Origin of the sequence: Candidatus Nitrosomarinus catalina (genome assembly GCF_002156965.1) — an archaeon.
GTDB classification, from domain to species: Archaea; Thermoproteota; Nitrososphaeria; order Nitrososphaerales; family Nitrosopumilaceae; genus Nitrosopumilus; species Nitrosopumilus catalinensis.
This window is the reverse complement of sequence record NZ_CP021324.1, coordinates 1,058,860-1,085,428: the sequence shown is the minus strand read 5'-3', so window position 1 is coordinate 1,085,428 and position 26,569 is coordinate 1,058,860. Positions and strand designations below refer to the sequence as shown.

At 33.2% G+C, this 26,569-nt stretch carries 22 protein-coding genes and 1 tRNA gene; 16 read left to right on the top strand and 7 right to left on the bottom strand.

The genetic code is table 11. The features are described 5' to 3' along the window. The first annotated feature begins 30 nt into the window (after nt 1-30). Both NMSP_RS06555 and NMSP_RS06550 read left to right on the top strand, forming a co-directional pair. Nucleotides 31-858 (top strand): PEFG-CTERM sorting domain-containing protein, encoded by an 828-nt coding sequence (locus NMSP_RS06555; RefSeq protein ID WP_086908013.1) that lies wholly within the window; start codon nt 31-33, stop codon nt 856-858. A gap of 117 nt (nt 859-975) precedes the next feature. After that, on the top strand, nt 976-1,746 hold the full coding sequence (locus tag NMSP_RS06550) for a PEFG-CTERM sorting domain-containing protein (RefSeq protein WP_318779013.1): 771 nt from the start codon (nt 976-978) through the stop codon (nt 1,744-1,746). Here the strand turns inward: NMSP_RS06550 and NMSP_RS06545 are convergent. The 3 genes from NMSP_RS06545 to larC are packed head-to-tail and all read right to left on the bottom strand — an operon-like array spanning nt 1,743 to nt 4,929. Continuing rightward, entirely contained in the window at nt 1,743-2,912 is a 1,170-nt protein-coding gene (locus NMSP_RS06545) for a cysteine desulfurase family protein (protein WP_086908011.1), read from the bottom strand. The two genes, NMSP_RS06550 and NMSP_RS06545, sit on opposite strands and share 4 nt — an antisense overlap. Continuing rightward, on the bottom strand, nt 2,909-3,706 hold the full coding sequence (gene larE, locus NMSP_RS06540) for an ATP-dependent sacrificial sulfur transferase LarE (RefSeq protein WP_086908010.1): 798 nt from the start codon (nt 3,704-3,706) through the stop codon (nt 2,909-2,911). The genes NMSP_RS06545 and larE overlap by 4 nt, the downstream gene beginning before the upstream one ends. Continuing rightward, complete coding sequence (gene larC, locus NMSP_RS06535) at nt 3,703-4,929, bottom strand: nickel pincer cofactor biosynthesis protein LarC (RefSeq protein ID WP_086908009.1); 1,227 nt, start codon at nt 4,927-4,929, stop codon at nt 3,703-3,705. Before larC ends, larE begins: the two co-directional genes overlap by 4 nt. 89 nt (nt 4,930-5,018) lie before the next feature. Between larC and NMSP_RS06530 the strand changes: the two genes are divergently transcribed. From NMSP_RS06530 to NMSP_RS06475, 12 genes are all read left to right on the top strand, one after another. Then, nucleotides 5,019-5,933, top strand: a complete 915-nt coding sequence (locus NMSP_RS06530; RefSeq protein ID WP_086908008.1) for a malate dehydrogenase — start codon at nt 5,019-5,021, stop codon at nt 5,931-5,933. A gap of 33 nt (nt 5,934-5,966) precedes the next feature. After that, nucleotides 5,967-6,746 carry a nickel pincer cofactor biosynthesis protein LarB gene (gene larB / locus NMSP_RS06525; RefSeq protein WP_086908007.1) on the top strand — a complete coding sequence of 260 codons (780 nt, stop codon included), beginning with the start codon at nt 5,967-5,969 and terminating at the stop codon, nt 6,744-6,746. A 103-nt stretch (nt 6,747-6,849) separates the two neighbouring features. Next, complete coding sequence (locus tag NMSP_RS06520; protein ID WP_086908006.1) at nt 6,850-7,101, top strand: DNA-directed RNA polymerase subunit H; 252 nt, start codon at nt 6,850-6,852, stop codon at nt 7,099-7,101. Nucleotides 7,102-7,103: 2 nt separating this feature from the next. After that, a complete protein-coding gene (locus NMSP_RS06515; RefSeq protein WP_086908005.1) occupies nt 7,104-10,454 on the top strand; it encodes a DNA-directed RNA polymerase subunit B in 3,351 nt (1,116 codons plus the stop codon). Between the two features lies 1 nt (nt 10,455). Then, nucleotides 10,456-14,250 carry a DNA-directed RNA polymerase subunit A' gene (locus NMSP_RS06510; protein ID WP_086908004.1) on the top strand — a complete coding sequence of 1,265 codons (3,795 nt, stop codon included), beginning with the start codon at nt 10,456-10,458 and terminating at the stop codon, nt 14,248-14,250. A 15-nt stretch (nt 14,251-14,265) separates the two neighbouring features. Continuing rightward, complete coding sequence (locus NMSP_RS06505) at nt 14,266-14,496, top strand: LSM domain-containing protein (RefSeq protein WP_086908003.1); 231 nt, start codon at nt 14,266-14,268, stop codon at nt 14,494-14,496. Between the two features lie 44 nt (nt 14,497-14,540). Then, complete coding sequence (locus NMSP_RS06500; RefSeq protein ID WP_086908002.1) at nt 14,541-15,719, top strand: hypothetical protein; 1,179 nt, start codon at nt 14,541-14,543, stop codon at nt 15,717-15,719. A 105-nt stretch (nt 15,720-15,824) separates the two neighbouring features. Continuing rightward, nucleotides 15,825-16,148: a ribosomal L7Ae/L30e/S12e/Gadd45 family protein gene (locus NMSP_RS06495; protein WP_067959506.1), complete on the top strand. Its 324-nt coding sequence runs from the start codon at nt 15,825-15,827 to the stop codon at nt 16,146-16,148. Nucleotides 16,149-16,212: 64 nt separating this feature from the next. Next, nucleotides 16,213-16,677, top strand: coding sequence for a NusA-like transcription termination signal-binding factor (locus tag NMSP_RS06490; protein ID WP_086908001.1), 465 nt, complete (start codon nt 16,213-16,215; stop codon nt 16,675-16,677). Nucleotides 16,678-16,680: 3 nt separating this feature from the next. Beyond that, nucleotides 16,681-17,118, top strand: a complete 438-nt coding sequence (locus NMSP_RS06485; RefSeq protein WP_086908000.1) for a 30S ribosomal protein S12 — start codon at nt 16,681-16,683, stop codon at nt 17,116-17,118. A 4-nt stretch (nt 17,119-17,122) separates the two neighbouring features. Next, nucleotides 17,123-17,722, top strand: a complete 600-nt coding sequence (locus NMSP_RS06480) for a 30S ribosomal protein S7 (RefSeq protein WP_086907999.1) — start codon at nt 17,123-17,125, stop codon at nt 17,720-17,722. Between the two features lie 63 nt (nt 17,723-17,785). Further along, nucleotides 17,786-17,873 (top strand) — tRNA-Gln (locus NMSP_RS06475). Nucleotides 17,874-17,880: 7 nt separating this feature from the next. Here the strand turns inward: NMSP_RS06475 and NMSP_RS06470 are convergent. Further along, nucleotides 17,881-18,201 (bottom strand): hypothetical protein, encoded by a 321-nt coding sequence (locus NMSP_RS06470; RefSeq protein WP_067959493.1) that lies wholly within the window; start codon nt 18,199-18,201, stop codon nt 17,881-17,883. A gap of 35 nt (nt 18,202-18,236) precedes the next feature. On the opposite strand from NMSP_RS06470, the gene NMSP_RS06465 reads away from it, so the two are divergent. Beyond that, on the top strand, nt 18,237-18,941 hold the full coding sequence (locus NMSP_RS06465; RefSeq protein WP_086907998.1) for a YkgJ family cysteine cluster protein: 705 nt from the start codon (nt 18,237-18,239) through the stop codon (nt 18,939-18,941). On the opposite strand, the gene NMSP_RS06460 is transcribed toward NMSP_RS06465, so the two are convergent. Then, on the bottom strand, nt 18,938-19,951 hold the full coding sequence (locus NMSP_RS06460) for an NAD(P)/FAD-dependent oxidoreductase (protein WP_086907997.1): 1,014 nt from the start codon (nt 19,949-19,951) through the stop codon (nt 18,938-18,940). The genes NMSP_RS06465 and NMSP_RS06460 overlap by 4 nt on opposite strands. A gap of 332 nt (nt 19,952-20,283) precedes the next feature. On the opposite strand from NMSP_RS06460, the gene NMSP_RS06455 reads away from it, so the two are divergent. After that, nucleotides 20,284-20,712 (top strand): hypothetical protein, encoded by a 429-nt coding sequence (locus tag NMSP_RS06455; RefSeq protein ID WP_086907996.1) that lies wholly within the window; start codon nt 20,284-20,286, stop codon nt 20,710-20,712. A 294-nt stretch (nt 20,713-21,006) separates the two neighbouring features. On the opposite strand, the gene leuS is transcribed toward NMSP_RS06455, so the two are convergent. Beyond that, nucleotides 21,007-23,877, bottom strand: coding sequence for a leucine--tRNA ligase (gene leuS, locus NMSP_RS06450; RefSeq protein ID WP_086907995.1), 2,871 nt, complete (start codon nt 23,875-23,877; stop codon nt 21,007-21,009). Between the two features lie 7 nt (nt 23,878-23,884). Then, nucleotides 23,885-26,554: an alanine--tRNA ligase gene (gene alaS, locus NMSP_RS06445; protein ID WP_086907994.1), complete on the bottom strand. Its 2,670-nt coding sequence runs from the start codon at nt 26,552-26,554 to the stop codon at nt 23,885-23,887. Nucleotides 26,555-26,569: the final 15 nt, after the last annotated feature.

Here is a 26,569-nt window from a genome sequence, read left to right as displayed (position 1 = left end):
TAAATAGTGACTAACCCGTTTTCAAATAACATGAATAGCACCACACCGTTAATGCTAGTAGCCCTAGTGGCAATAGTAGGTACCATAGGTTTCGCTTCGGAAGCACATGCAGATCTTCCTTTAACAGTTCAAACTGATTCAGCAACATATGGTCACGATGATACTATTACCGTTACAGGACAAGTAGCTAACGTAATTCCAGGAAATGTGCCAATCACAGTTACTGTGGTTAGTCCAATGACCTCACTTGTTACAATTGATCAAATCAATGTTGCAAATGATGGAAGTTTTGAGACAACAATGAGTACAGCTGGTAATTTGTGGAAATACGATGGTACATACACCATTAAAGTAAACTATGGTAGTTTAGACAATAACGTCACAGTTGAATTAAGTGGTGGAGTTGAAGTTGTTGAGAAAAAACACATGGATCATGGTGATGATATGCATCACGATGATGTAGAATGTGGTTCAGGTGAAGTAAGCATTGGAGGTAATTGTACTTCTTATGATATTTCAGGTGGACAAGTAACAAGTGCAACAGTAAACACAGATGATAATTCAGTCATCATCAACATTAATGCAATGGATGATGGTGTATTGACAATCAGTCCTTCAGAATCAACACAAAAAGGTATCTTTATGGTATTAGTTGATGGCGAGGAATCAGATGATGCAGAAATTAACGGTAACACAGTTATCGTTCCATTTGGTGCAGAAACTGAACAAATTGAAATTATCGGTACCTTTGTAATTCCAGAGTTTGGTACAATTGCAGCCATGATTCTAGCAGTCGCAATTATCTCAATAGTTGCAATCTCTGCAAAATCAAGACTTAGCATCGTTCCAAGATACTAAAATTACAACTTTTTTTCATTTTTTATTTTTAATAGTAAAAGAGATATACAAATTTCTCTTTGAAAAACTATGCATCTTAAGATATTTTCTATTTTAATTATTTTAATATTGATTCCAGTGGGAACTGTTTTTGCAAACACATCTTTAATTTCTGTTCAAACTGATAATGCTACTTATGATGAGGGTGACACAATTGTAATTTCTGGACAAATTAAAATAATTGTAGGCGAAACTCCTATCACATTACAACTATTCAAAGACGGGAACATGGTTGAAATTGCACAAATCAATGTTTCTAAAGATGGAAATTATTCTTACCCTATTCTTGCACAGGGTAGTATGTGGCAAAATCAGGGTGAATATGTTGTAAAAGTAACTTATGGTGAAGGAAATATCGCAGAAACTGTTTTTTTCTATACGCCTGATTCTGAAGTCCTAACAACAACTGATACTTTTGAAGTTAATGCAGGAAGTAGTGGAACATTTGATTTGGATTATACTATTAGAGGTGGAACAATATCTACTATATCTATTGATGAAAATATTTTTGGATTAGTTGTAGATATTGATGCATCTGATGAGGGAAAAATTGTTTTAGATTTACCTAGAAAATACATTGATGCTGAAAAACAAAATGGAAAAGATGAAGTCTTTATAATTTTGATTGAAAAACAAAATGGTGACCTTATTGAAACTACATACAATGAGGAAACATCTCATTCAGAAATTAGAACACTAACAATTGATTTTGAGGAAGGTGATTCAAAAATACAAATTATCGGTACTTACGTAATTCCTGAATTTGGTACAATTGTTATGATAATTTTGACAGTAGGGATTATGGCATCAATTCTGCTAACTCGAAATAAATTTCAAATTAAAATTTAATTTTTAGATTCAAAAGAATATTTTTCTTTGAATGGTGAAACTGCACGAAGTTCTTCAATCACTTTTTTGAGAATTTCTACCGTTTCATTAATCTCATTTTCTGTATTCAAAATCCCTACAGTTAATCGTAAAGAACCTGTAATTTGTTCCAAAGAAAATCCCATTGATTTTAAAACATGTGATGCTTTTTGAGTATTAACTGAACATGCTGAGCCAGTAGATGCAGCAATTCCATATTCATCCAATTTGATAATGAGGTCTTCCCCATTAATTCCTAAAAATGTAAAATGAGCATTATTGGCTAATCTGTAATCTACGTGACCGTTGAAAGTAACTTGCGGAATTTCATCTAATACTTTTTTGACTAGTTGAGATTGAAGTTTTTTTATCCATAAGATATTTTCATCTAGATGATTTTGTGCAATTTCACATGCTTGACCAAATCCCACAATATTTGCAACATTTTCAGTCCCAGATCTTAACCTGAATTCTTGCCCTCCTCCCAAAATCATAGGATCTATCTTTACTCCGTTTTTGATGTATAATGCCCCAATTCCTTTGGGACCATGAAGTTTATGAGATGAAATTGATAGTAAATCTACATCTAATTCTTTGACATCTACGGGAATCTTTCCTACAGCTTGAACTGCATCTGTATGAAAAATAATTTGATTTTCATGGCAAATTTTGGCAATTTTTTGAATTGGTTGAATTGTTCCAACTTCATTATTTCCAAACATCACTGAAACAACACTTGTTTTTTCAGAAATTGCATTTTCTAAATCTAATGTATTGATCATACCAAATTTATCTACTGGCAGATAATCTACTTTGAATCCTTTTGAACTCAATTTTTTACAAGGTTCTAAAACTGCATCATGTTCAATAGATGTTGTAATAATATGACTAGATGGAAATTGTGATGAAATTCCATTTAGCGCTGTATTGTTAGATTCTGTTCCTCCAGATGTAATCAAAATTTCTGCAGGATCTGCATTAATAATAGATGCAATTTGTTTTCGTGCTTTATTGACGGCCTTACGTGTTAATCTCCCTTGTTTATGTATTGATGATGGATTTCCATATTGTTCCTTAAGATAGGGTAACATTGAATTTAATACATCATCATGAATTCGTGTTGATGCTGCATTATCTAAATAGATCAATTTGAAATCACATTAATTTTTCCAGGCTTGTATCCGTCTTTATCTATCTCAACAGAAGTAAATCCAATCACTTTCAATTTTTCACTTAATTGATTAATGATGTTCTCATCAAAAATTGATATTCTTTCTTTATCTACTTCAATTTTTGCACAACCTTGAATGTCTCTGACTCTAACTTGTTTTAGTTTGGTAATCTGTTTAACAAGAGTCTCACCTAATTCAATTCGAGTTAGTCTTTCTGCAGTTACTCTTTGACCCCAGGGAATTCTAGATGCTAAACATGAATTTGCTGGTCTATCATGAACAGACAATCCAACAGATTTAGCAATATCTCGAATCTCTGATTTGATAAATTTTGTTTCTACAAGTGGACTTCGAATTCCATTTTCTTTTAGGGCTTGAATTCCTGGACGATAATCACCTAAATCATCTATATTGGTTCCATCAACTATGATTTCTACACAATGTGTTTTAGCTAATTTGATTAAATGATCTCCTAACTCCATTCTACAATGAAAACACCGATTTGAGTCATTTTTAACAAAATCTTCGTTTTCTAATTCACTATAATCTAAAATCATTTGTTCAATGCCTATTTCTGAACAAACTTGTTTTGCTGATAGAAGTTCTTCTTGTGACAAAGTTTTGTAATCTGCAGTAACTGCAATTGCAGAATTTCCTAATGCTTGAAAAGCAGCATATGCTACAACTGCACTGTCTACACCCCCTGACAATGCAATCATTACTTTGTTTTTATCTTCAAACCATTTTACTAAATTATCTAATTTTGTCATTGTGTCTCCTCTATTTTTTCAATTTCTTTTCTCAAAAATAATTCAACATCTCTAATTGGTTTATCAAGTGTTTCAGAAATATTTTTTAAATCTTCAAATTCTATTTTAAAGTGAGTTTTTTCCTTGTAAGTTGATTTTTTATAATTTATTTCAAAAGATTTACCTTCAAAGGTTAATGAGAAACTATGATTTGTTCTAGCAACAATTAATCGATTAGAATCTGATATTCTGATTCCTAAAGTACCCGTTTCCAATACTAAAATATCTGTAATTGTTTCAATTTTTTCATCATCACACATTATAGAAATCAAGTTAGTTGGTCTTCCTTTTTTTGTAATTCCTGGATAAATTGAAATATCTTTTGCTCCTATTTTCATAATTTTTTCAATCAAATATCCTAAAATCTCTCCTGAAACATCATCTACATTTGTCTCTAGAATTTTTACTGAATCCATCCCTGTTTTCTCATGACTGCCTTGAACAATTTTCAATACATTTGAGAATGATTCAAAATTTTTTTGACCTGCCCCGTAACCAATTGAACTAATATTCATTGAAGGATAATATTCCACTGAACTATCTGTCAAATTAACTAAAATACAAGCTCCAGTAGGAGTTGTTAGCTCTTCATTTGCATCATTTCCTTTAATTGTTAAATTAGAATTTTTGAAAATTTGGAGAACTGCACTTGCAGGATTGGACATTGTTCCATGAGAAAAACTAACAGTTCCACTTCCAACTGATACTGGCAAACAAACAATTTTCTCCTCAAATAGTTTCAATTTTTCACATGCAATAGTAACTCCAACTATGTCTACCAGTGTATCGATACTTGATGCCTCGTGAAAATGAACTGAATCTTCAGAAATGCCGTGAATTTTAGATTCTGATGAAATTAAAGAATTAATGCATGATTCTGCAAATGTTCTTGCTTTATCTGAAAGTTGTAATTCGTTTATCGAATTAATTATTGCATTTTTTATCTCAATTCCTTTTCTTTCAGAAATATTTTCATCAATTTCTAATATTAATTCAGTTGATTCAATTCCATTTTTTTGAATTTTTTGAAAATCAATTTTATTAATTTTTGAATCTGGCAGAAATTTTCCTATTTTTTTAATTCCTTCTACGATCTGATTTTTATCTGCTCCTAAATCCACTAAAGAACACAAAAGCATATCTCCTGAAATTCCTGCTATTTGTGGATCAATAACAATAACCATGATTAAAAATTATCAAAAATGCTTATAAATTCGCCTAATATTTTGACTATTTCATTAGATTTATAATTTCAAATTTAGCACTGATTTTCATGATTACAATAATTGGATCTGGTAAAGTAGGTGGCGATGCAGCTTTATTTTCAGCATTAAAGAAATTAGATGATCAAATCTTGTTACTTGATGTTGCAAAGGGATTGCCACAAGGTGAAGCCATGGATATCAATCACATGTTATCTGAACAAGGTATTGATGTAGAAGTTAAGGGTTCAAATGATTATGAGGATATTAGAGGATCAAACATTGTCGTGGTAGTAGCAGGTTCAGCTAGAAAACCAGGAATGACAAGAATGGACTTGCTAAAAATTAATGCTTCAATTGTAAAAAGTGTAACAGAAAATATTAAAAAATATGCTGATGACTCTATGATTATTCCAGTTTCCAATCCATTGGACCCAATGGCATACATTACTCAAAAAGTATCTGGATTTGATAGAAGTCGAGTGTTTGGAATGGGTGGAATGTTAGATTTATCAAGATTTAGACAATTTATTCATGAATCTACTGGTCATTCCCGAGATTCTATTAGAGGATTAGTAATTGGTGAACATGGAGAAAACATGCTTCCTTTACCAAGATTTTCATCCGTTTCTGGAGTTCCACTTTCATCCTTCTTACCAAAAGAAAAATTAGACGAGATTGTTCAAAACACAAAACAAGTTGCAGCTAAAGTAATTGAATTAAAGGGTGCTACAGTACATGCACCAGGAAATGCAATATCTGCAATTATTGAAACAGTAGTTAGAGATAGAAAACAAGTCATTCCAGTAGCAACTTATCTTGATGGTGAGTATGGTCATTCTGATGTTACAATTGGTGTACCAGCTGTAATTGGCAAAAACGGTGTAGAGAAAATTATTGAGTTAGATCTTAATGATGAAGAAAGAACTATGTTTGACAAAGGTGTCGCTAATGTCAAAGATGCACTTTCTGGTATTGAAATCTAAGCATTTTAGTATAGATATCAATTATTGTAATTATTGAAAATCAATGAAATTTTAGAATCCGTAAAATCTGGAAAAATTTCTACCAAAGATGCAAAAAAACTTTTAACATTATATTCAATTGAGGAAGTTGAAAATTTTGCCAAAATTGATGTTAATCGAAGTAAACGAAGGGGAGTTCCAGAAGTAATTTTTGCAGAAACTAAGGAATTAGATGATATTAAAAAAATCATTAAAAAGACTCTGGAAAAAACTAATTCTGTTCTTGTTTCAAGAATCAAAAAAGAGCATTACAAAAAATTACTTTTGTTCGTAAAAACATTAAAAGTAAAAATCTCGACAGGAAAAAATTCATCAACTATTTTGATATTTAAAAAACCAATTAAATTCCATGGAGGAACCGTTGGTGTTTTGACAGCTGGAACTTCTGATATTGGAGTTGCTGAAGAATCTAGATTAATGTGTGAGGCAATGAATTGTAAATGTATAACAAGTTATGATGTTGGAGTTGCTGGAATCCAAAGAATATTTCCAATTTTAAAGAAAATGATTGAAGAGGATGTTGATTGTATTATTGTTGCAGCTGGAATGGAGGGGGCTTTGGCCACTTTGGTTTCTACTCTGGTAGATATACCAATTATTGGAATTCCAACATCAGTTGGATATGGATATGGTGAAAAAGGAATTGCAGCTTTAGCATCTATGTTACAAAGTTGCTCTTTGGGATTATCTGTTGTAAATATCGATAATGGAATTGCTGCTGGTGGAATTGCTGCAAATATTGCAAATAGAGTCAATAAGAAAATAATTTCTTGATTTGAAGTTTCAGATTAGATATATATTAACCCGAACGTGATTTTTTTCAGTTTGTGTGTATTATTTACTATTACATTTAATGTTCGATCTGGGGGCTTCTTAAATGGCAATTAAGAAAAACCAGATTTTAGTACCAGATCATGTTTATGTTCCTAAACATGAAATTATTCCAAAATCAGAAGCTGAAGAAGTTTTAAAAAAATACAATTGTAAACCAACAGAATTACCATTAATTTTCGTAAATGATCCTGCAATTATGGGACTTGGTGTAAAACCTGGTGATATGATAAAAATCACTAGAAATAGTCCAACTGCTGGTGAGAGTCTCTATTATCGATATGTGGTGGAGGTCTAGATTTGGCTGATCCTTCAAACAAACGTTGGCCAGTTATTCAAGATATTTTGAAGCGTGAAGGTATTGCACGTCAACATCTTAATTCCTTTGATGAATTTTTAGAAAGAGGACTTCAAAGTATCATAAATGAAGTTGGACAAATTGACATTGAAAATGCTGAATATCCATATAAAATTCAATTAGGAAAAGTAAAACTTCAACAACCAAGAATGATGGAACTTGATGGTTCTATTACTCACATCACGCCAGCTGAAGCAAGATTACGAAATGTTTCTTATTCTGCACCTGTAATGATGGAAGCCAGTGTTGTTGAAGATGGTAAAATTTTGGAATCAAGATTTGTTCATATTGGTGATGTACCAGTTATGGCAAAATCTAATGCATGTATTTTGAATAATTTCTCTAATCAAAAATTAATTGAACATGGTGAAGATCCAAATGATCCTGGTGGCTACTTTATCATTAACGGCTCAGAAAGAGTAATTGTTGGATTAGAAGATCTTTCTTATAATAAAATAATTGTAGATAGAGAACTTGTTGGTGGAAACACTGTTTTCAAAGCAAAAGTTTATTCTTCAATTGTTGGTTACCGTGCAAAATTAGAACTTGTTATGAAAAATGATGGATTGATAGTTGCAAGAATTCCTGGTTCTCCTGTAGATATTCCAGTTGTTACTTTAATGAGAGCACTCGGATTAGAATCTGATAAAGAAATTGCTTCAGTAGTTTCACTAGTTGATGAACTTCAAGATGAATTAGAAGGCTCTTTTGAAAAAGCAGGAGATGTTCCTACATCTAAAGATGCTATTGTTTACATCAGTAAAAGAATTGCACCTGGAATGTTAGAAGAATTCCAAATTAAACGTGCTGAAACTTTACTTGATTGGGGTCTATTACCTCATCTAGGAAAACACCCTGAAAACAGAAAAGAAAAAGCACAATTCTTAGGAGAGGCAGCATGTAAATTATTAGAATTAAAACTCAATTGGATTACTCCTGATGATAAAGATCATTATGGAAACAAAGTCATCAAATTTGCAGGACAAATGCTTGCAGATTTGTTTAGAACTGCATTTAGAAATTTGGTTAGAGATATGAAATATCAATTAGAGCGTTCAGGTCAAAAACGTGGAATTAATGCAGTTGCTGCATCAATTCGTCCTGGAATTATTACTGATAAACTAAACAATGCTATTGCAACAGGAAACTGGGGTCGTGGTAGAGTTGGAGTTACACAATTACTTGACAGAACAAACTATCTATCAACTATCAGTCATCTTAGAAGAATTCAATCACCCCTTAGTAGAACTCAACCAAACTTTGAAGCAAGAGATTTGCACGCAACACACTTTGGAAGAATTTGTCCTAGTGAAACACCTGAAGGCTCAAACTGTGGTTTGGTAAAAAATCTTGCATTATCTGGAATCATTTCAGTAAATGTTCCTTCTGAGGAAATTGTTGAGAAATTATATGATCTTGGAACTGTACATTTCTTTGATGCAAAAGATGATTTGAAACAAGATGGAACTAGAATATTTGTCGATGGACGATTAATTGGATATTATAAAGATGGACTTGAATTAGCAGAATCACTAAGAGATCTTAGAAGAAATTCAAAAATCCATCCACACGTTGGAGTTTCATTCCATAAATCTGATGAGCACAAAGAGGCTACTCGAAGATTATATGTTAATTGTAATGCTGGACGAGTTTTAAGACCATTAATAATTATCAAAGATAACAAACCATTACTTACTCAAGATCTTTTAGATAAAATTTCAAAGAAATTACTATCTTGGAATGATTTGTTAAGAATGGGTGTCTTGGAAATGATTGATGCAAATGAAGAGGAGAACTGTTACATTACATTGGATGAAAAAGATTCAAAGAAACACACTCATCTTGAAGTATTCCCACCAGCAATTTTGGGAGCAGGTGCATCTATAATTCCATATCCAGAACATAACCAATCTCCAAGAAATACATACGAATCTGCAATGGCAAAACAAAGTTTAGGATTTTCAACACCGATGATGAATACTAGTACATATGTTAGACAACACCTTATGCTATACCCACAAGTTCCAGCTGTAAACACAAAAGCAATGAAACTACTTGGATTAGAAGATAGACCAGCAGGTCAGAACTGTGTAGTTGCCGTATTGCCATTTGATGGTTACAACATTGAGGATGCAATTGTTCTCAGTAAAGCCTCTGTTGATAGAGGATTAGGTAGAACTTTCTTCTTTAGAATTTATGATGCTGAAGCAAAACAATATCCTGGTGGAATGAGAGATTCATTTGAAATTCCAAACGCTGAAGATAATGTAAGAGGTTACAAAGGTGAAAAAGCATATAGATTACTTGAAGAAGATGGCGTAGTAGCATCAGAGTCACCTGTTAAAGGTGGAGATATTTTGATTGGTAAAACTAGTCCTCCAAGATTTATGGAAGAATACCGAGAGTTTGAATCCTCTGGTCCTTATCGTAGAGATACATCCATTGGTGTAAGACCTTCTGAAGCCGGTGTAATTGATACAGTTGTAATGACTCAATCTAACGAGGGTGGTAAAATGTATAAAATTAGAGCAAGAGACATGAGAATTCCTGAAATTGGTGATAAATTTGCTTCAAGACACGGACAAAAAGGTGTACTTGGAATTTTAGCAAAAGCAGAAGACTTACCATACACTGCTGAAGGTATGTCACCTGATGTTTTAATTAATCCACATGCTTTCCCATCTAGAATGACTGTGGGTATGATGATGGAATCCATTTGTGGAAAAGCTGCATCATTCCGTGGAAAGAGATTTGATGGTTCTGCATTCGTTGGAGAGAAAATGGATGAAGTTAAGGAAGTTATGGATGCACATAATTTCAAATATTCTGGTAAAGAAATAATGTATGACGGAAGAACTGGAAAAGCATTCCCAGTTGATGTCTTTATTGGTGTAGTATACTATCAAAAACTTCATCATATGGTTGCCGACAAAATACATGCAAGAGCACGTGGACAAGTTCAGATGTTAACTAAACAACCAACTGAAGGTAGAGCTAGAGGTGGTGGATTGAGATTTGGTGAAATGGAAAGAGATTGTTTAATTGCTTATGGTGCATCAATGATTCTAAAAGATAGATTGTTAGATGAATCTGATAAATCTGATGTTTTCGTTTGTGAAAGATGTGGTTTAGTTGCTTATCATGATGTTAAACAAAGAAAATATGTTTGCAGAGTTTGTGGAGATAAAGCTAAAGTATCTTCAGTATCTGTGGCATATGCATTCAAATTATTATTACAAGAAATGCAAAGTCTTAATGTTGCACCAAGATTGCTAATAAAGGAGAAACTCTAAGATGTCTATTCAAGCAATTAAAGCAATTGATGGAATTCGTTTCTCTGTTTGGTCTCCAACTGAAATTAGAAAATATTCTGTTGCTGAAATCACTGCTCCAGAAACTTACGATGAAGATGGAATGCCAGTTCAAGGAGGTCTTATGGATGGAAGACTTGGAACACTTGAGCCTGGTCAAAAATGTCTAACTTGTGGTAATACTGCAGCTAGATGCCCAGGACACTTTGGTCACATTGAACTTGCAGAACCAATTTTGCATATTGCATTTATTGATAATATCTACAAATTACTACAATCAACATGTCGCTCTTGTGCACGACTAAAAGTTCCGCAAGAAGATCTTAATGCATTCCAAAAAATTAAAGATAAAGGAGCTGCATACACAACTGTTTCACAAAAACGTATTCCTGAACAAATCATTGAAAAAGCAAAGAAAGCAAAAGAATGTCCTCACTGTGGAAAAACACAATACGAATTAGTTTTTACAAAACCCACTATCTTTGTTGAAAAAACCGAAATCGGTGAACATAGATTATTGCCAATCACAATTAGAGAAAGATTCTCACAAATCCTTGATGACGATTTATCCCTATTGTCTTATGATCCTGTAACTGCAAGACCTGAGTGGTTTATTCTTCAAGCATTGCCTGTTCCTCCAGTTACTGTCAGACCTTCAATTATTCTTGAAACTGGAATTAGATCTGAAGATGATTTAACCCATAAAATGGTAGATATCATTAGAGTTAATCAGAGATTAAAAGAAAGTAAAGAAGCAGGAACTCCTCCATTAATTGTTCAAGATTTGGTTGATTTGTTACAATACCATTCAACAACATATTTTGACAATGAAGTTTCTGGAATTCCTCAAGCTCATCATCGTTCTGGACGTCCTCTTAAAACATTAACACAAAGACTCAAAGGAAAAGAAGGCAGATTCAGAGGTTCACTTTCTGGAAAGAGAGTTGACTTTTCTAGTAGAACTGTAATTTCTCCAGATCCTAACTTGGACTTGTCTGAAGTTGGTGTACCTGAAGCAGTTGCAATGAAACTAACTATTCCTGAAATTGTAACTGAATGGAACATAGAAAGAATGCGAAAATTAGTTATCAATGGACCTGAAAAATTCCCAGGAGTTAATTATATTGTAAGACCAGATGGTGTAAAAATTAGATTAGACTTTGTTGAAGATCGTTCAACAATTGCAGAAACACTTGAAATTGGATATTTGATTGAAAGACATCTTGCTGACAGAGATATTGTAATGTTTAACAGACAACCTTCACTTCACCAGATGTCCATCATGGCACACTATGTACGTGTACTTCCTGGAAAAACTTTCAGATTACACCCATCTGTTTGTCCACCATACAACGCAGACTTTGATGGTGATGAGATGAATCTTCACGTACCACAAAGTGAGGAAGCTAGAGCAGAAGCAATTCTTTTGATGAGAGTTCAAGACCAATTAATTTCACCAAGATATGGTGGTCCAATTATTGGTGCCCTCAGAGACTTTGTAACTGGTGCATATCTATTAACAAAAGATGATACTATTTTGTCTGTTCAAGAATTTTCAAACTATGCAATGCTTGGAGGATTTACTGACCCACTACCAAAACCATCTACTAAAGCAAAAGATGGAAGCCCTGCATACACTGGAAAACAATTATTCTCATTATTCTTACCAAGCGATTTCAATTATACATTAACATCAAAATGGTCAAAAGGTACTGGTGGAAAAGCAAATGACGTTGTAATTAAAAATGGTGAATTAATCAGTGGTGTAATTGACAAAACATCAATTGGTGCAGAGGAGCCAGAAAGTGTCTTACACAGAATTACTAAAGATTATGGTAATGCAGTTGGAAAGAACTTTTTGAATTCTATCTTAATTATGGTAAAACAATTCATCACTCACTATGGATTTAGTTATGGTTATGGTGACTTGGAAGTTCCAGCAAAGAATGAACAACAAATTCTAGATGATATTAGCGACACATATGATGTTGTAGCAGATTTGACTGACCAATATGAAAAAGGAACATTGAAGCTTACAAGAGGTATGAAAGCAGAAGAAGCTTTAGAAGCTTACATTGTAAATGAATTAGGTAAAGCCAGAGTTAAAGCAGGTGATACTGCAAATGATTCCCTTGATGATGGTAATGCTGGAAAAATTATGGCAACAACTGGTGCAAGAGGTTCAGCACTTAACGTAGGTCAAATGGCCGGAGCATTAGGTCAACAATCAAGAAGAGGTAACAGAATGAACGAGGGATATGCAAATCGTGCATTAACTCACTATAAAGAACATGATAGTAATCCTGATGCACACGGATTTGTAAAATCAAATTATAGAACTGGATTAACTGCACTAGAATTCTTCTTCCACGCAATGGGTGGTAGAGAAGGACTTGTAGATACTGCAGTCAGAACACAACAAAGTGGTTACATGCAACGTAGATTGATCAATGCATTAGAACACATTAGATTAGAATACGATGGAACTGTAAGAGATCCTCATGGACACATTGTTCAATTCCTTTACGGTGAAGATGGAATTGATGTACAAAAAAGTGACCATGGTGAGGCATTCAATCCAAGTAGATTAGCTGCATCACAAGCTATGATTGATTCTGGAGCAAAAGCAACAAAAGATGAAATTGAGACATTAACTAAAAAATACACTAAAACATTCAGTCCAAGATTAACTAAACTCGTAACTGATGCATTAAACAAATCTGGACTTAGTAAATCTGGAATTGAAGCAGTATGTAAAAAAGGTCTTTCACTTTATGATAAAGCACGTGTAGAGCCAGGACAAGCAGTAGGAATTGTAACTGCACAATCTATTGGTGAACCAGGTACGCAAATGACTTTGAGAACATTCCACTTTGCAGGAATTAAAGAAAGAAACGTTACATTAGGTCTTCCAAGATTAATTGAACTAGTTGATGCTAGAAAGAAACCTGTAACCCCAACTATGGATATTTACTTAGAAAAAGAAAATAAAGGAAATAGAGAAAAAGCAATTGAAGTTGCAAGAAATGTTTTGCAAACTAAAGTAAGTGCCTTAATTGCTGATACTGAAACTGATTATTCTACAAACATTAAATTAATTTTAAGTGAGAACAGACTTCGTGAAAGAGGTTGTTCTGTTGCAGAAGTTGAAGCAGCACTTTCTTCTAATAAAAAATTCAAGATGGAAGTAACTGGTGAATTAATTACTTTGAATTTAGTTGAAGAAGTTGATACTGCAACTGCAATTGCAATTAGAAACAAAGTACTCAATACTACTGTTAAAGGCGTTCCAGACATTGAGCGTGTAACATTAGTTCAAAAAGATGATGAATGGGTAATCCAAACCACTGGTTCAAACATTGCTAAAGTACTTGAAGTTAAAGGAATCGATAAAAGAAATGTTAGAACAAATAATGTCTTTGAAATTGCAGGTACCTTAGGAATTGAAGCAGCAAGATTTGCATTAATTGATGAACTTAATCATACTCTGGGAGACCAAGGATTGGAAGTTGATGATAGATACATTATGTTGGTATCTGATTTGATGTGCTCACGTGGTTACATGCAACAAATTGGTAGACACGGTATCGCTGGTACTAAAGACAGTGTACTTGCAAGAGCTGCATTCGAAATTACAGTACCAACAATTGCACATGCCGCACTTGGAGGAGAAATTGAACAACTTAGAGGTATTACTGAAAATGTAATTGTTGGTAGTCAAATTCCAATTGGAAGTGGTACTGTTGATCTGTACATGCAAGTGAGCAAAAAGAAATAGAATTAAGTGATAATTATGGCTGATGAAATTTCTACTGCAATGACTGCTTGTCAAGGAAAAAGTGTTTTACTTCGTTTAAGAAATAACAAAACTGTTCAAGGAAACTTGATAGACTTTGATATTCATATGAATTTAACATTGGACAAAGCTGAAGACATTACTGAAGAAAAACATTTGAGTCTTGGAAAAGTTTTGTTGCGCGGAGATAATATTTTGGCTATCTCTTTACCTACCGATAAATCCTAAAATTTATCATCAAACATTAAATCTGATTTCAACTAATTCATCCCGTGTACGAATTTTTATTGGGATTTTTTCTTATTTTAGCCCCTGTTTATGCTGAATCTCTTCCTGATTATGACAAACCTTTTGCACCAATCTATACTGACAAACCTGGATATTCGTGGACTGATAAAATAATAATTTCTATTAATGCACCAAGTTGGAATAGCAATTCAAATAAAATTGATTCAATTGGCGAAACTGATTCTCATCCAATAAAAATTTCATCAGGTGAAAATTTTTTAAAACCATATAGGTTAACTGAAACCTCATCAGGTTCTGGAATTTTTTCAGGTGAAATTATTTTAACAGGTTTTTTGCATGATGTTGACGGTGATGGAAATTTTGATACAAACCCAAAAACTTCTGGTAATGGACCAACAAATGGGTTTTTAGAAGCTGACAATGATGATTCAATTACAATATCTTTTGAATTTGCAGATGGTGTTGTGTTAACTGAATCAATTCCAATAACATGGAATATGGGAGTAATACAATTTTCAAAAGATGTTTTTCTTACAAGTGATTCAGTTGAAATTCGTGTAATTGATCATGATATGAATTTGAATCCTGAGGCAATTGATACAATTACCGTAGAAGTTTTTTCAGATTCTGACAGTGGCGGCATACAAGTTGTTGCAACAGAAACATCTGAACGCTCTGGTGACTTTATAGCAAATATTAGTTTGTCAACAAACACTTCTAGTGGAAATCGACTTTATGCAGTCCCTGGAGATGGTATTTTTGCAAAATATGATGATCATACATTACCAAAACCTTTTTCAAAATCTGATGAAATATCAATTGAAACTTCTGCTAATGTTGATCACTCCATTGCATCAATTAATCGAATACAGACTTCACCAATTTCTTTTTCTGATAGTTTTGGTAACCCTTTAGACTCTCTTATTTCACAAACACAAATGCAAATAGTTGGAACAATTGAAAATAAATTAAATTACGAACAAGATTTTATCTATTTTTTCCAAATTAAAAACTCTGATAATTCTGTACTTTCTTTATCGTGGATTCAGGGAAAACTTTCTCCTAATCAAATTCTAGATATTTCTCAATCATGGATTCCTGAAAAATCTGATAATTATGTTTTAGAAACTTATGTGTGGAATTCGTTAAATGATTTCATACCATTGAGTCCTGCAATTTCATCCTCGATAACTATTGATTGATTTTATAAAAATCAAAAATAATTTTTAAATCATTTATTATACTTAGAAATATTTTTTCAATAAACCTATAAAGGACTCTCAAGACGATCGTGATAAGGAAACTACATGAGTAAAATACTTGAGAAATCATTGAAGGATGCCCGCAAAGAGAATAGATTGACAATGGGTAGCAAAGAAGTTTTGAACTCTGTAAATAATTCCAAGTTAATTGTATTATCTCAATCTGTAGACAAAAAAATGCTTGAGAAAATTGAATCTGATGCAAAAAAACAAAAAGTCCCCCTCGTAAACTTTCAAGGAACTTCAGTTGCACTGGGTAGATTGTGCGGCTTACAATTTAGAATTTCAACAATTTCATTTACATCAATTGACGAGGCAAATATCAAATCAATTTTAAACGATACAAAAACTGAGGAAAAAAATGACTAATTGTTATTTGTCTAACCTAAGTTTAAATGAGACATTTTTGGTCTGGAAATAAATAGGAATTCTTATGGCACAATCAATTAAACTTTCAACAGATCAAATGCGAATGATGTCGCTATTTCAAAATGTAACTGGTGCTGTTGCAAGAGATTGTATTGAAGATGAAAAACAAAATAGAGTAATTTTTGTAGTAAACACTGGAAAAATGGGGTTAGCCATTGGTAAAGGTGGAATGCATATCAAATCCTTACAAAATATGGTTAAACGAAATGTTGAACTAGTTGAATTTGATGAGGATCCTGCAAAATTCTTAACTAATTTATTGAATAATAAACTAATTTCTGAAGTAAAATTAAATACACGTGCAGATGGGACAAAACAGGCAATTGTTATGGTAGACCCAAGAAAAAAAGGAATTGTAGTTGGTAGAGAAGGTAGAAATGCTGAGAAAGCAAGATTATTAGCTAAACGATATTTTGATATTGGAAGTGTATTGATTAACAGTCCTGAAAGGGCAACAATGGAGTTATAGAATATGAGAAAATCACCACTAGGATTATTTGCAGGTAGAGTACTAACTACTAAAAAGAAAAAACAACGCTGGGCAATTTCTACATACAAAAGAAGAAAACTTGGTATTGATAAAAAATCAGATCCTCTTGGTGGTGCACCACAAGGACGTGGAATTGTTTTAGAGAAAGTTGGTATTGCAGCAAAACAACCAAACTCTGCTATCAGAAAATGTGTTAGAGTTCAATTAATTAGAAATGGTAAATCCGTTACAGCCTTTTTGCCAAGAGACGGTGCAATGAATTTCATTGATGAACACGATGAAGTAACAATTGAAGGAATGGGTGCAACACAAGGTGGTGCAATGGGAGATATTCCTGGTGTTAGATTCAAAGTTTCTAAAGTTAACGGTACATCATTACATGAATTAGTTATTGGAAAGAAGGAGAAACCAAGGAGATAGAGAAATGGCTGAAACAAAAAATATGTTACTATTTAGAAAATGGGATTTATCAAACATTGAAGTTGTAGATCCTGGATTAAAAACTGCTATTTGTTTAAGAAAACAAATTTTGCCTTATACTTTTGGCCGTTCTGCATTAAAGAGATTCAATAAAGGTGAAGTCAACATTGTTGAGAGATTAATTAACAAATCAATGCACTTTGGAAAAAAATATGCAAAAAATACTGGTAGAATGACTGGCAAAAAAGCTAAATTAATCAACACTGTGCGAACTGCTTTTGAAATTATTGAATTAAAGACTGGACAAAACCCTGTTCAAGTTTTAGTTAAAGCAGTTGAGTTTTCTGCTCCAACTGAGGATACTACTAGAATTGTTTATGGTGGAACCACATACCATGTATCTGTAGATGTTGCTCCAATCAGAAGAGTTGACATGGCTTTGAAATTTATTGCTGATTCAGTTAAAGAAGCAACATTTTCTAATCCTAAACCTATTGAAGAACATTTAGCTGAACAATTAATTCTCGCAGCAAATAATGATTCAAATTCTCCATCAGTCAAGAAAAAACACGAGTTAGAACGTATAGCACAAGCATCAAGATAAAATTCTTTCAAAAACATTTTCACCAAATCATTATATTCTAAATTACTTGAATTTCTATCAAGTAGCCCGATAGTCTAGTGGTCAAGGATTCTGCCCTCTGGATCTCAAGAGTGGATAGGCGGAGACGGCAGTTCGAATCTGCCTCGGGCTACTGGTAATTATTTTATTCTAACTTCATGGATAGCTGTTGCATAATCACATTTTGCTTTTAATCTCATGTATGGGATTAATTTGTAATGAATTGAATACGTGTCATTTTCTTTTAGTAAAATTCCTTTTAGAACAAGAGATACTAATCCTCTTGATGCAATTGTAATTGTTGTGTTTTTTTCTTTACAGACTTTTTCACGTTTTTCTTGAAATTGTTTTAATGAAAATGTAATATCGTTAATCTCTAAAACTAGTGGCCAAATAATTTCAGCCCACACAAATCTTCTATTCTCTGTAGCTGCTGCATATTTTCCTTTTTCACTCAACATTAATAAGATCTGCAAAAGCGGTTATAACTGAATACTTGTCTCAAAAAGAAATTCAAGAATCATTAGATTTGTTAGAAAAGGATTGGGATTTTGATCCTATCTTAAGGAAATTCGTACTAGGTCAAATTACTGATGTATCTGATTATGCAATCAAAGTCAAAGATGTAGTTTTTCACGTTCCATTTCTTAATTCAGAAAAAAAATACATCTTATGGAAATGCTTTTGGCCTGATTGTCATAATTGTTGTGATAGACAAGGCAGATTGCCATTAACTTCTGATGATCTAATTACAATTGGCAAAGGTCTCAAATACAAAAATACTGCAGAATTTATCAAAAATGAAACATTAACTGTAACTTACGATGAACCAGGACCATCAGGTCAAATGACTACAATGACTACAATTAATCTAAAGAGAAAAACAGATGAGACTCCTGAAGAAGATGGAACTCACATTTCATGTAGATTTTTAGATGATAAGGGGGGTTGTAGTATGCATCCTGACAGACCTGGAGTTTGTTATCTTTACCCATTTGCTAGTTGGCTAGAAAATGAAGGTGGCAAAGCACGTGTTCATGCAACTTATCAATTTACAGGAGACTGTCCAGGATTTTACCTTGCAGATAATTTGGATCAAATGAAAGAGGAACTACAAGCATATTCAACAACAATCTATGATTACAACATGGCAAGTAATAGGACAAACCGAGAAGGATTTAGTTCTGTTAGTTTCTCTTAGGCTTTAGCAACTTTTAACAAATCTGCAATTCTGATATCCATTCCAAATCTATCTTCATTCTTTTTCATGTACCGGAAGATTGCTAAAAAGTCAGGCAATGCTTTCAAAAAGTTAAAGTCTTTGTGAATTTTTGCTCTAACAAAATTGAAAACTTTAGCATACACTTTGTAATGTTTTTCAATTGCTTTTTCATATGCTGCAAAGTCATGCATATTTTCAATGAAAATATCCACACATTGCATTGATGGAATAATTCCTTCTCCAAGTAGTGCATAAACTGTACCAATTGATTCGCCAACACCTACAACTTTTCCAGAATAATATGGCTTACATCTATCTGGTGTTGCAAGTCTGATTGGACGACCTTTAGTTTTTAGAACCTTACCGCCGTGTTTTTTAAGAAATGCATCTGTTGCTTTAATGTGATTTTTGTTATAATCTCCTGCTCCAATATGTGCCCATTTTTCACCTAGTGGGAAATACCAAAAGTATCCAGACATTCCTGGAAATGGCTCAATGTAAAAGTCGTCATATGGAACTCCGTTTTCATATTCTACTTTGTATTCATAAGTTGGTAAAAAGAAATCTTCTTTCATCTTTGGCAAGTATACTCTGTGGAATCCAGTACAATCAACTATCATGTCGTATTCTTTTTCAAGTTCTTCTTTTTTTGGTGGATTGCCGTAAATTATTTTTGAATCTTTAATGAAATCTTTGATTAAAGCTAATTTGTCATATGTACACATTCCGTGTAATCCGATATCAAATTTCACATTGTCATTCATTTTGACATGCATACTTTTTCCGTCATGAATCAAAAAGTCATCAAAATTTCTTCCAGTCTTTTTACAAAATTCTGTTAGAACTGGTTTGATTGTTCCCCATGCACAAATTGAGTCATGTGTCTCTTCAGATTTTAATTCATATCCTGTAACATCATGTTCAGAATCTTTTAGTCTGGCCATTAGATATGATCCAGCTACACCCATTCCCATAACTGCTATTTTCAAGATACCTTTGCATCCTCTATCTCTAATAAATAGACTATCTGAAATTCAAATTTATGGCACTAGAATTGATTACTTTGGCACTAGTAGAATTTATGAGCGCTGGTTATATACCAAAATTGCCTTAAGATAATTACAAGAACAAGTCTGTCATCTACAAACAATCGTTTGGGATCTTAAGACGAACACTGTCATCAGAAAAGGAACACTTTCTGATCTTAAGTGGCATGGGCTCTCATCGTACACCTCACGGTTATGATCTTAAGTCCAAAAACTTCTTTTTTTTCACTTTATTTTTGAAAAGGGATAATATCTATGGGTAATATGCCCTAGTAATGCGAACAATTGGAGTTGTGATTGCTGTAGTTGCTGTTGGTATTTTCATTGGAATAATTGCAACTGCTGATTATGGTGACTTTGTTAAAGAAAGGGAGTTGAGAAATCTGGAACTATCATACTATGAATTACAACAAAAAATTAAACAATGTGAGGACCTATCTGGTTATTCTCAAGATACCTGTAAAGAAGAATTAAAAAGATTTGAAGCATCTCATGAAAAAATGATTCAAAGATATGAAGGCTTTACAGGTCTTGAAGTTTATCACATGGCAAAGGATGGAAAAAATTCTCTACTTCAAAGCAATGAGTTTTGGGATACATATGAACAACAACTTCAGAATTGTCGTGAAATCTGGATAGGTAATGAGGAACAACTCAATTCATGCATACAACAAGTTCATGTTGATTTAGATATTGAAAATTAATTTACTTTTTTTTATTGTCCAGAAATTAAATCCCATACAAATCCAATTATTTCTTTTATCATATGGTGTATTTTGCAAAAAGTAGTTAATTTCGTGGGTAAATTACGCATGACCTTGATCGAACCAGATTTTGACACATCTGGTTAACTCTAAATTTTACAATCAGTACTGTTGCGAGGGATTTGTAAGATTTGCAGAGGATTTACCATACTACAACTAGCTAAAGTGAGTATTCCTTATGATTTAGAAATTAAGTATGCTTATGTTTGCTCAACTTGTAAAAATCGCTATTAATTATTCAATTAAGATTGCTGGTTTGAATGGTCTTGCATGTCTAGCTTTTCCTTTTGGATCATAGATGTCATCATCAGTTGCTCCAAACACTTGAATGTCTACTCCAAATTCTTTTTTACCAATACTTGATAGTTCTGCAGAAAAGAATTGCTTTTCATCAAATTCTTCAGATTCTAATTTTGTTGATTTGATTTCTTCAGACTCTGAATGCAAGTCTTTGATTACTTTTTGGATAAAGTCTGGCATCTTTTTAGCATCTGTTGTTTGAGGATCTGCAATCAATTCTTTCATTACTACTCCCATATTGTTTTGACCTCCTACCATAATTCCTAAAATTTTTCTATAAACTTTAGATTTGAATTCGTCAGAGTTTACATAAATTACAATTTTTTGTGGAGTGATTTTTGTAACTTTTAGGATATTTGCAATATCATCTATTGTTGATTTTAGTAATTCTTCGGATTGAATTGATGTAGCATCTACATTTTCTTTTGAAAATTTAGGCCATGCTGATTTTGATACAAGCTCTGTATATCCTAATTTTTCCCACATCTCTTCAGCTATATGCGGTGCAAATGGAGACAGCATTGCAACTCTTGCTGAATTGATTTTGTGTAATATACCTGAAACATTGTCCCTTCCTTTGGCCTCAACTCTCTTTGAATACCAGCTCAAATCAGATTCAAATGAAAATAGTATGTCATGGAGTCCTTCTCGTAGCCTCATTTTCTCTACAGCTTCTGTAACTTGGGCAATCATGCCTTGAGTTTTGGATAAAATCCACTTATCTTCAGCCTCCAAATCACCTACATCTGATGCTTTGAGGCTGCTGCATTCCTCTAGAAGTGATTCTAGCTTACTTTGAATGCCTGTTACACTGTCCATATTGAAATCAGCATCCTGAAGTAGTTCTGCTGATGAGATAATTGCTAATCTAATTGGGTCTGCTCCGTGGTCTTTGATTGCAGTTCGAAGTGGAATAATATTTCCCATACTCTTACTCATTTTTGCGCCATCCATCATTACTGAACCATTGACAACAATTTCTTGTGGCCATAATTTTTTCTCAAATATTGCAACGTGATTTAAGACAAAAAATGACAAGTGATTTTGTACAAGATCTCGTCCTGAATGTCTAGAGTCAACTGGATAAAAGTATTGGAATTCATTTTTGACCATACTAATTACTTCTTCAGATAATTTTGATGTACTAACAGCTAGTAACATGTCTCCTTTATCAAGTAAAATAAAATCAAAGAATTCTTTTGTAAGATTTTCAGGTTTTAGTGTTCCATCATTTACAAATCTTGACATTGTATAGTATGCCATGTAAATTACACTATCAGATAAACTCTCAACAATCCAATCTTTATCCCATGGTAGATTAGTTCCCAATCCTTGTTGTCTTGCACATGCCCTTTCATGTAACCAATCAATTACTTCTTTGAATTCTGTTGTAATTTTATTTGGTAAGATATTCATCTCATCAAAACAATTTCTTGCAGTTTCTTTCCATTCTTCATCTCCATAATTCAAAAACCATTGATTGTTCAATACTTTAACAACACATTCAGTTCCACAACGACATTTTACAGGAGCATTTTCAAGCACTGGGAATTTTTCTAGATGTTTGTTTTCCATTAACCAGTCTCTGACTTTGTTTCGTCCAAACTGAACTTTCTCATTTTGGAAATCACCACATTTGTCGTTTAGTTTTCCATCTGTGAATTCTTTGAGGTATAACTCATTTGTTGCCTCTTCTAATTTTTGGTCAGATTGGTCTGATACTCCCATCTTTTCACAAATCTCTTTTGCAGGAATCTCTCCATACCCTTCAGTTGATATGATTGGAATAGGCTCAATTTTTGAGGCTAATTCATGATTTTTAGCCTTGAGGTCCATTAATGCCTGGTAGTCTTTTGGTGCGTGAGCTGGAACTGACATTACTAGGCCTGTTCCAATTGCAGGCTCTACAAATTCTGCTTCTAAAATTGGAATCTCTTGATTGTTATGTAGTGCTGTAGCAGATTTTCCAATAATTTCAGTTCCTGCAATGTCTCCTTCAATTGTAATTTCTTTTCCAAAGAATTCTATTTTCTTTGCACATTCTTCTGATACAATCCATTTTTCATCATCAGCTTTAATTTTTTTGTAAATAGTATTTGGATTAACCCAAAGGTTAGTAATTCCAAAAATTGTTTCAGGACGAAGTGTTGTTACTGGAAATATGTATTCGCCAAATTTGAATTTGACTAGATGGTTTTTGTCATCGATTTTTGGTTCAACATCTCCCATTGTATCGTGTTGTGATACTGGGTTTTGATCACGTGGACACCACCCCACTGGATGTGAACCTTGAATGATTTTGCCATTTTCTTTTAGTGTTGTAATTTGCCATTCGATAAATTTCTGATATCCTGGAACAATTGTAGTAAATTCTCTTCTCCAATCAATGGAATAACCCATCTCAATCATTCCAGCTTTAATTTCTTCATGGAAATAATCTGCAATCTTTATTGGTTCAACAAATGTTTTGATATCTTCTTCTGGAACATGATAGATGTTTCGTAGTCCATCAAGAATTTCTTTTTCTTGAGATTGGATTCTTTTTGCCATCCCTAAAACTGGAGTGCCAGTATAGTGAAATCCCATTGGGAATAATACGTTGAATCCTTGCATTCGATAAAATCTTGCATGAACATCAGCTAATGTGTAAGTTCTTCCATGTCCAATGTGTTGTGGTGAGTTTGGATATGGATATGCAACTGTTATGAATTTTTTTGGTTTCTCATTTGGATTTGTTTCAAAGTCTTTTGACTCATCCCATTTGGCTCTCCATTTGGTTTCAATTTGGTTCCAGTTAATTTCCATTTCTCATTTATCCTAAAATCATTGATTTTGCTTTTTGTATTGCCTCGTCTTTTTTAGATGTGTCTTTACCTCCACCTTGAGCAAATTTGGCATCGCCGCCTCCAGAACCTCCTAAAATTGAGGCTATTTCTTTGGCAATTTCACCTGCATTTACGCCTGATTTCTCACCTGCAAATATCATTACTCGTATAGTTGGACCTGCTTCAAAAATTCCACAAAATGCTGCAGTATCGTCTTTAGCAACTAACTTCTTTCCAAAGTTTTGATTGAAATAATCATCATAATTGTCACTTGATGTAAAGCAAAGTTTTCCTTTGTTGTTAATTTCTTCAGAGTCTAATGATTCTCCTGCTAGAATTTTTTCTATGAATACTGGGATTTTCTCTCTTGCTTTGTCTTTGTTTTCTTCTCTTTGTTTTTCTAATTGTTGTTTTTCAATTGCTTGTTGTTCTTTTTTCTTTGACTCTTCTTCTTGCTCTTTGACATATTCAAATGCATTTGGTCCTGAAACAAATTCTAAACGAACAACTCCATCTTGAATTCTTTTTGTCTTTGTAATTTTGATTAATTCAATATCTCCAGTTTTCTTTACATGGGTTCCACCACAAGCTTCAATGTCTTTATCTTCAATTGATACGATTCTTACAGATTTTACTGGAACTACTCCACCTTGATAAATTCTAAATCCATATTGTTGCTCTGCAGTACCTCTATCAAAGTATTCTATTTTGACAGGATAGTTATCTTTAATCATTTTATTTGCTGCATCTTCAATTTGTTTTACTTGTTCGTCATTTAATGATGAATGATGTGTAATGTCTAATCTTGCATGATCATCATCTTTGAATGCAGAGTGTTGCCAAACCCATGATCCTAAGACACTTCGAGCTGATGTATTGATGATGTGAGTACTAGTATGGTTTTTAGTAATGTTTGAACGTCTTGTTGCATCCACTTTACACTGAACTGTGTCTCCTTGATTTGGAGTTCCACCTTTTAATTTATGAACAATAATGTCTGCATGTTTATCTACATCAACTACTTCAAATCCTGCAATACTTCCATGATCTGGTTCCTGACCTCCACCTCTGGCATAAAATGATGTTTTGTCTAATACCACTTGATCATCAAATACTTTGATTACTGTAGCCTCAAATTCCATGGGGTCATCTTTGTAAAATAGAGTCTCCGTTTCTGGAAGTTTCTCTAATGGTAATTCAGTAATTGCTTTTTTCTTTTCTGATTGGTGTAAATCTGATAATTTAGAGTAAAATGATGATGGAACTTCTGCAATTGCGTCAACTTCTTTGAGATATTCTGGAGTGATTCCGTCTGATTCGTAAAATGTAATGAGCTCATCAACTGTTGGAGTGCCTTTTTCACGAATTTTCTCTGCTTTTTTCTTCATGTGTACTTTTGATTCTTCATATCTGGCAGATTCTATCTTGAGAATTTGTTTAACATCTTCTCTTTTTTCGTTTAGTTCAGGATAGGTATCTTTTAGATAATCAATATGTGTATCAATCAAGTCATCGATGTCTAATTTGAGATTTAGTTTACTTACTGTTGCATTAATTCTTCGCAACATCATTCTGAGATTATATCCTCCACCAACATTACTTGGAAGTGCACCATCTGTAATTGCAAAAATCAATGTACGTAAATGGTCGGCAATTAGATACATTCCTTCCATTGGTGTGATCATTTTTGTTAATTGTGAATCTGTAATTCCTGCATTTTTAATTGCAAGTCGTCTTACTTCATTAAGGTCATCATAGTTATCAATCTCTTTTGCAATTTCTGTAAAGTACTTTCGTAGAATTTCTGAATCTGAATCTATTCCAATTTTATTAAATAATTTCTCATTAATTGGTCCAAAACAGCAATCGTAGGCTGTCGGTGTACCCATTGTAATCCATGCAAATCTCTCTAGCCCTGCACCCATATCAATTACCCTTTGGTCTAATGTTGTATGTTGTCCTAGTTCTCCTTGGAACTCTGTAAATACTGCATTTCCTAATTCTAACCCTCTAACAAAATATTCTAGTGATGGACCAAAAGAACCGCCACCGGCCCAAACATCTTCTACAAAAACTACTTCCTCTTTTTTAATTCCAAATTGATCAGTTAGTAATCTGTAATCCAAATCAACACATTCATCTTTCCAATACCCTTGGTTGTTTGGAACACTGTGTTGTCCAATCATACAAAAGCTTGAAAAATGTCTTCCAGTCACTCCTACATTTTCTAAATCTTTGAATCTCAGACATGTTTGTGGAACAACTAGTGGGTTTGCAGGAAATTCAAAAACAACTTTTGAACCCATAATTCTTTGAAAGTCAACAATTGATGCAATTGTAAAGTACAAGTCATCACGCCATCTGCATACAACTGGATATCTACTAACTGAAGTATGATTATTTTTTACAAAAAATTCTTCAACTTGTTTCCAAGCTTGTGTATAATCAAATCTTTTTGTTGTTGGTGGTTCTCCAATGAATGAATATGTATCAGTACCATCATCAGGACAAAGTGTTCTGTTTGAATCTAAAGTCCAAAAAAATCTTCCACATTTAGAACATGATTTTCTGACAAATCCTTGTTCTTGGAATAATTTGACATTATAGTATTTGTCCGGATCTGAGGAGAATTCTTTTAAAATCTGATTTTTATCCAACGATGAGCATGCCTC

What these genes read in the sequence shown, in the direction of transcription:
- NMSP_RS06470 (WP_067959493.1), bottom strand. Translation starts at nt 18,201, where the DNA reads ATGTTGAGTGAAAAAGGAAAATATGCAGCAGCTACAGAGAATAGAAGA.
- NMSP_RS06520 (WP_086908006.1), top strand. Translation starts at nt 6,850, where the DNA reads ATGGCAATTAAGAAAAACCAGATTTTAGTACCAGATCATGTTTATGTT.
- NMSP_RS06495 (WP_067959506.1), top strand. Translation starts at nt 15,825, where the DNA reads ATGAGTAAAATACTTGAGAAATCATTGAAGGATGCCCGCAAAGAGAAT.
- NMSP_RS06505 (WP_086908003.1), top strand. Translation starts at nt 14,266, where the DNA reads ATGGCTGATGAAATTTCTACTGCAATGACTGCTTGTCAAGGAAAAAGT.
- NMSP_RS06555 (WP_086908013.1), top strand. Translation starts at nt 31, where the DNA reads ATGAATAGCACCACACCGTTAATGCTAGTAGCCCTAGTGGCAATAGTA.
- leuS (WP_086907995.1), bottom strand. Translation starts at nt 23,877, where the DNA reads ATGGAAATTAACTGGAACCAAATTGAAACCAAATGGAGAGCCAAATGG.
- NMSP_RS06530 (WP_086908008.1), top strand. Translation starts at nt 5,019, where the DNA reads ATGATTACAATAATTGGATCTGGTAAAGTAGGTGGCGATGCAGCTTTA.
- NMSP_RS06490 (WP_086908001.1), top strand. Translation starts at nt 16,213, where the DNA reads ATGGCACAATCAATTAAACTTTCAACAGATCAAATGCGAATGATGTCG.
- larC (WP_086908009.1), bottom strand. Translation starts at nt 4,929, where the DNA reads ATGGTTATTGTTATTGATCCACAAATAGCAGGAATTTCAGGAGATATG.
- NMSP_RS06485 (WP_086908000.1), top strand. Translation starts at nt 16,681, where the DNA reads ATGAGAAAATCACCACTAGGATTATTTGCAGGTAGAGTACTAACTACT.
- NMSP_RS06480 (WP_086907999.1), top strand. Translation starts at nt 17,123, where the DNA reads ATGGCTGAAACAAAAAATATGTTACTATTTAGAAAATGGGATTTATCA.
- NMSP_RS06510 (WP_086908004.1), top strand. Translation starts at nt 10,456, where the DNA reads ATGTCTATTCAAGCAATTAAAGCAATTGATGGAATTCGTTTCTCTGTT.
- larE (WP_086908010.1), bottom strand. Translation starts at nt 3,706, where the DNA reads ATGACAAAATTAGATAATTTAGTAAAATGGTTTGAAGATAAAAACAAA.
- NMSP_RS06455 (WP_086907996.1), top strand. Translation starts at nt 20,284, where the DNA reads ATGCGAACAATTGGAGTTGTGATTGCTGTAGTTGCTGTTGGTATTTTC.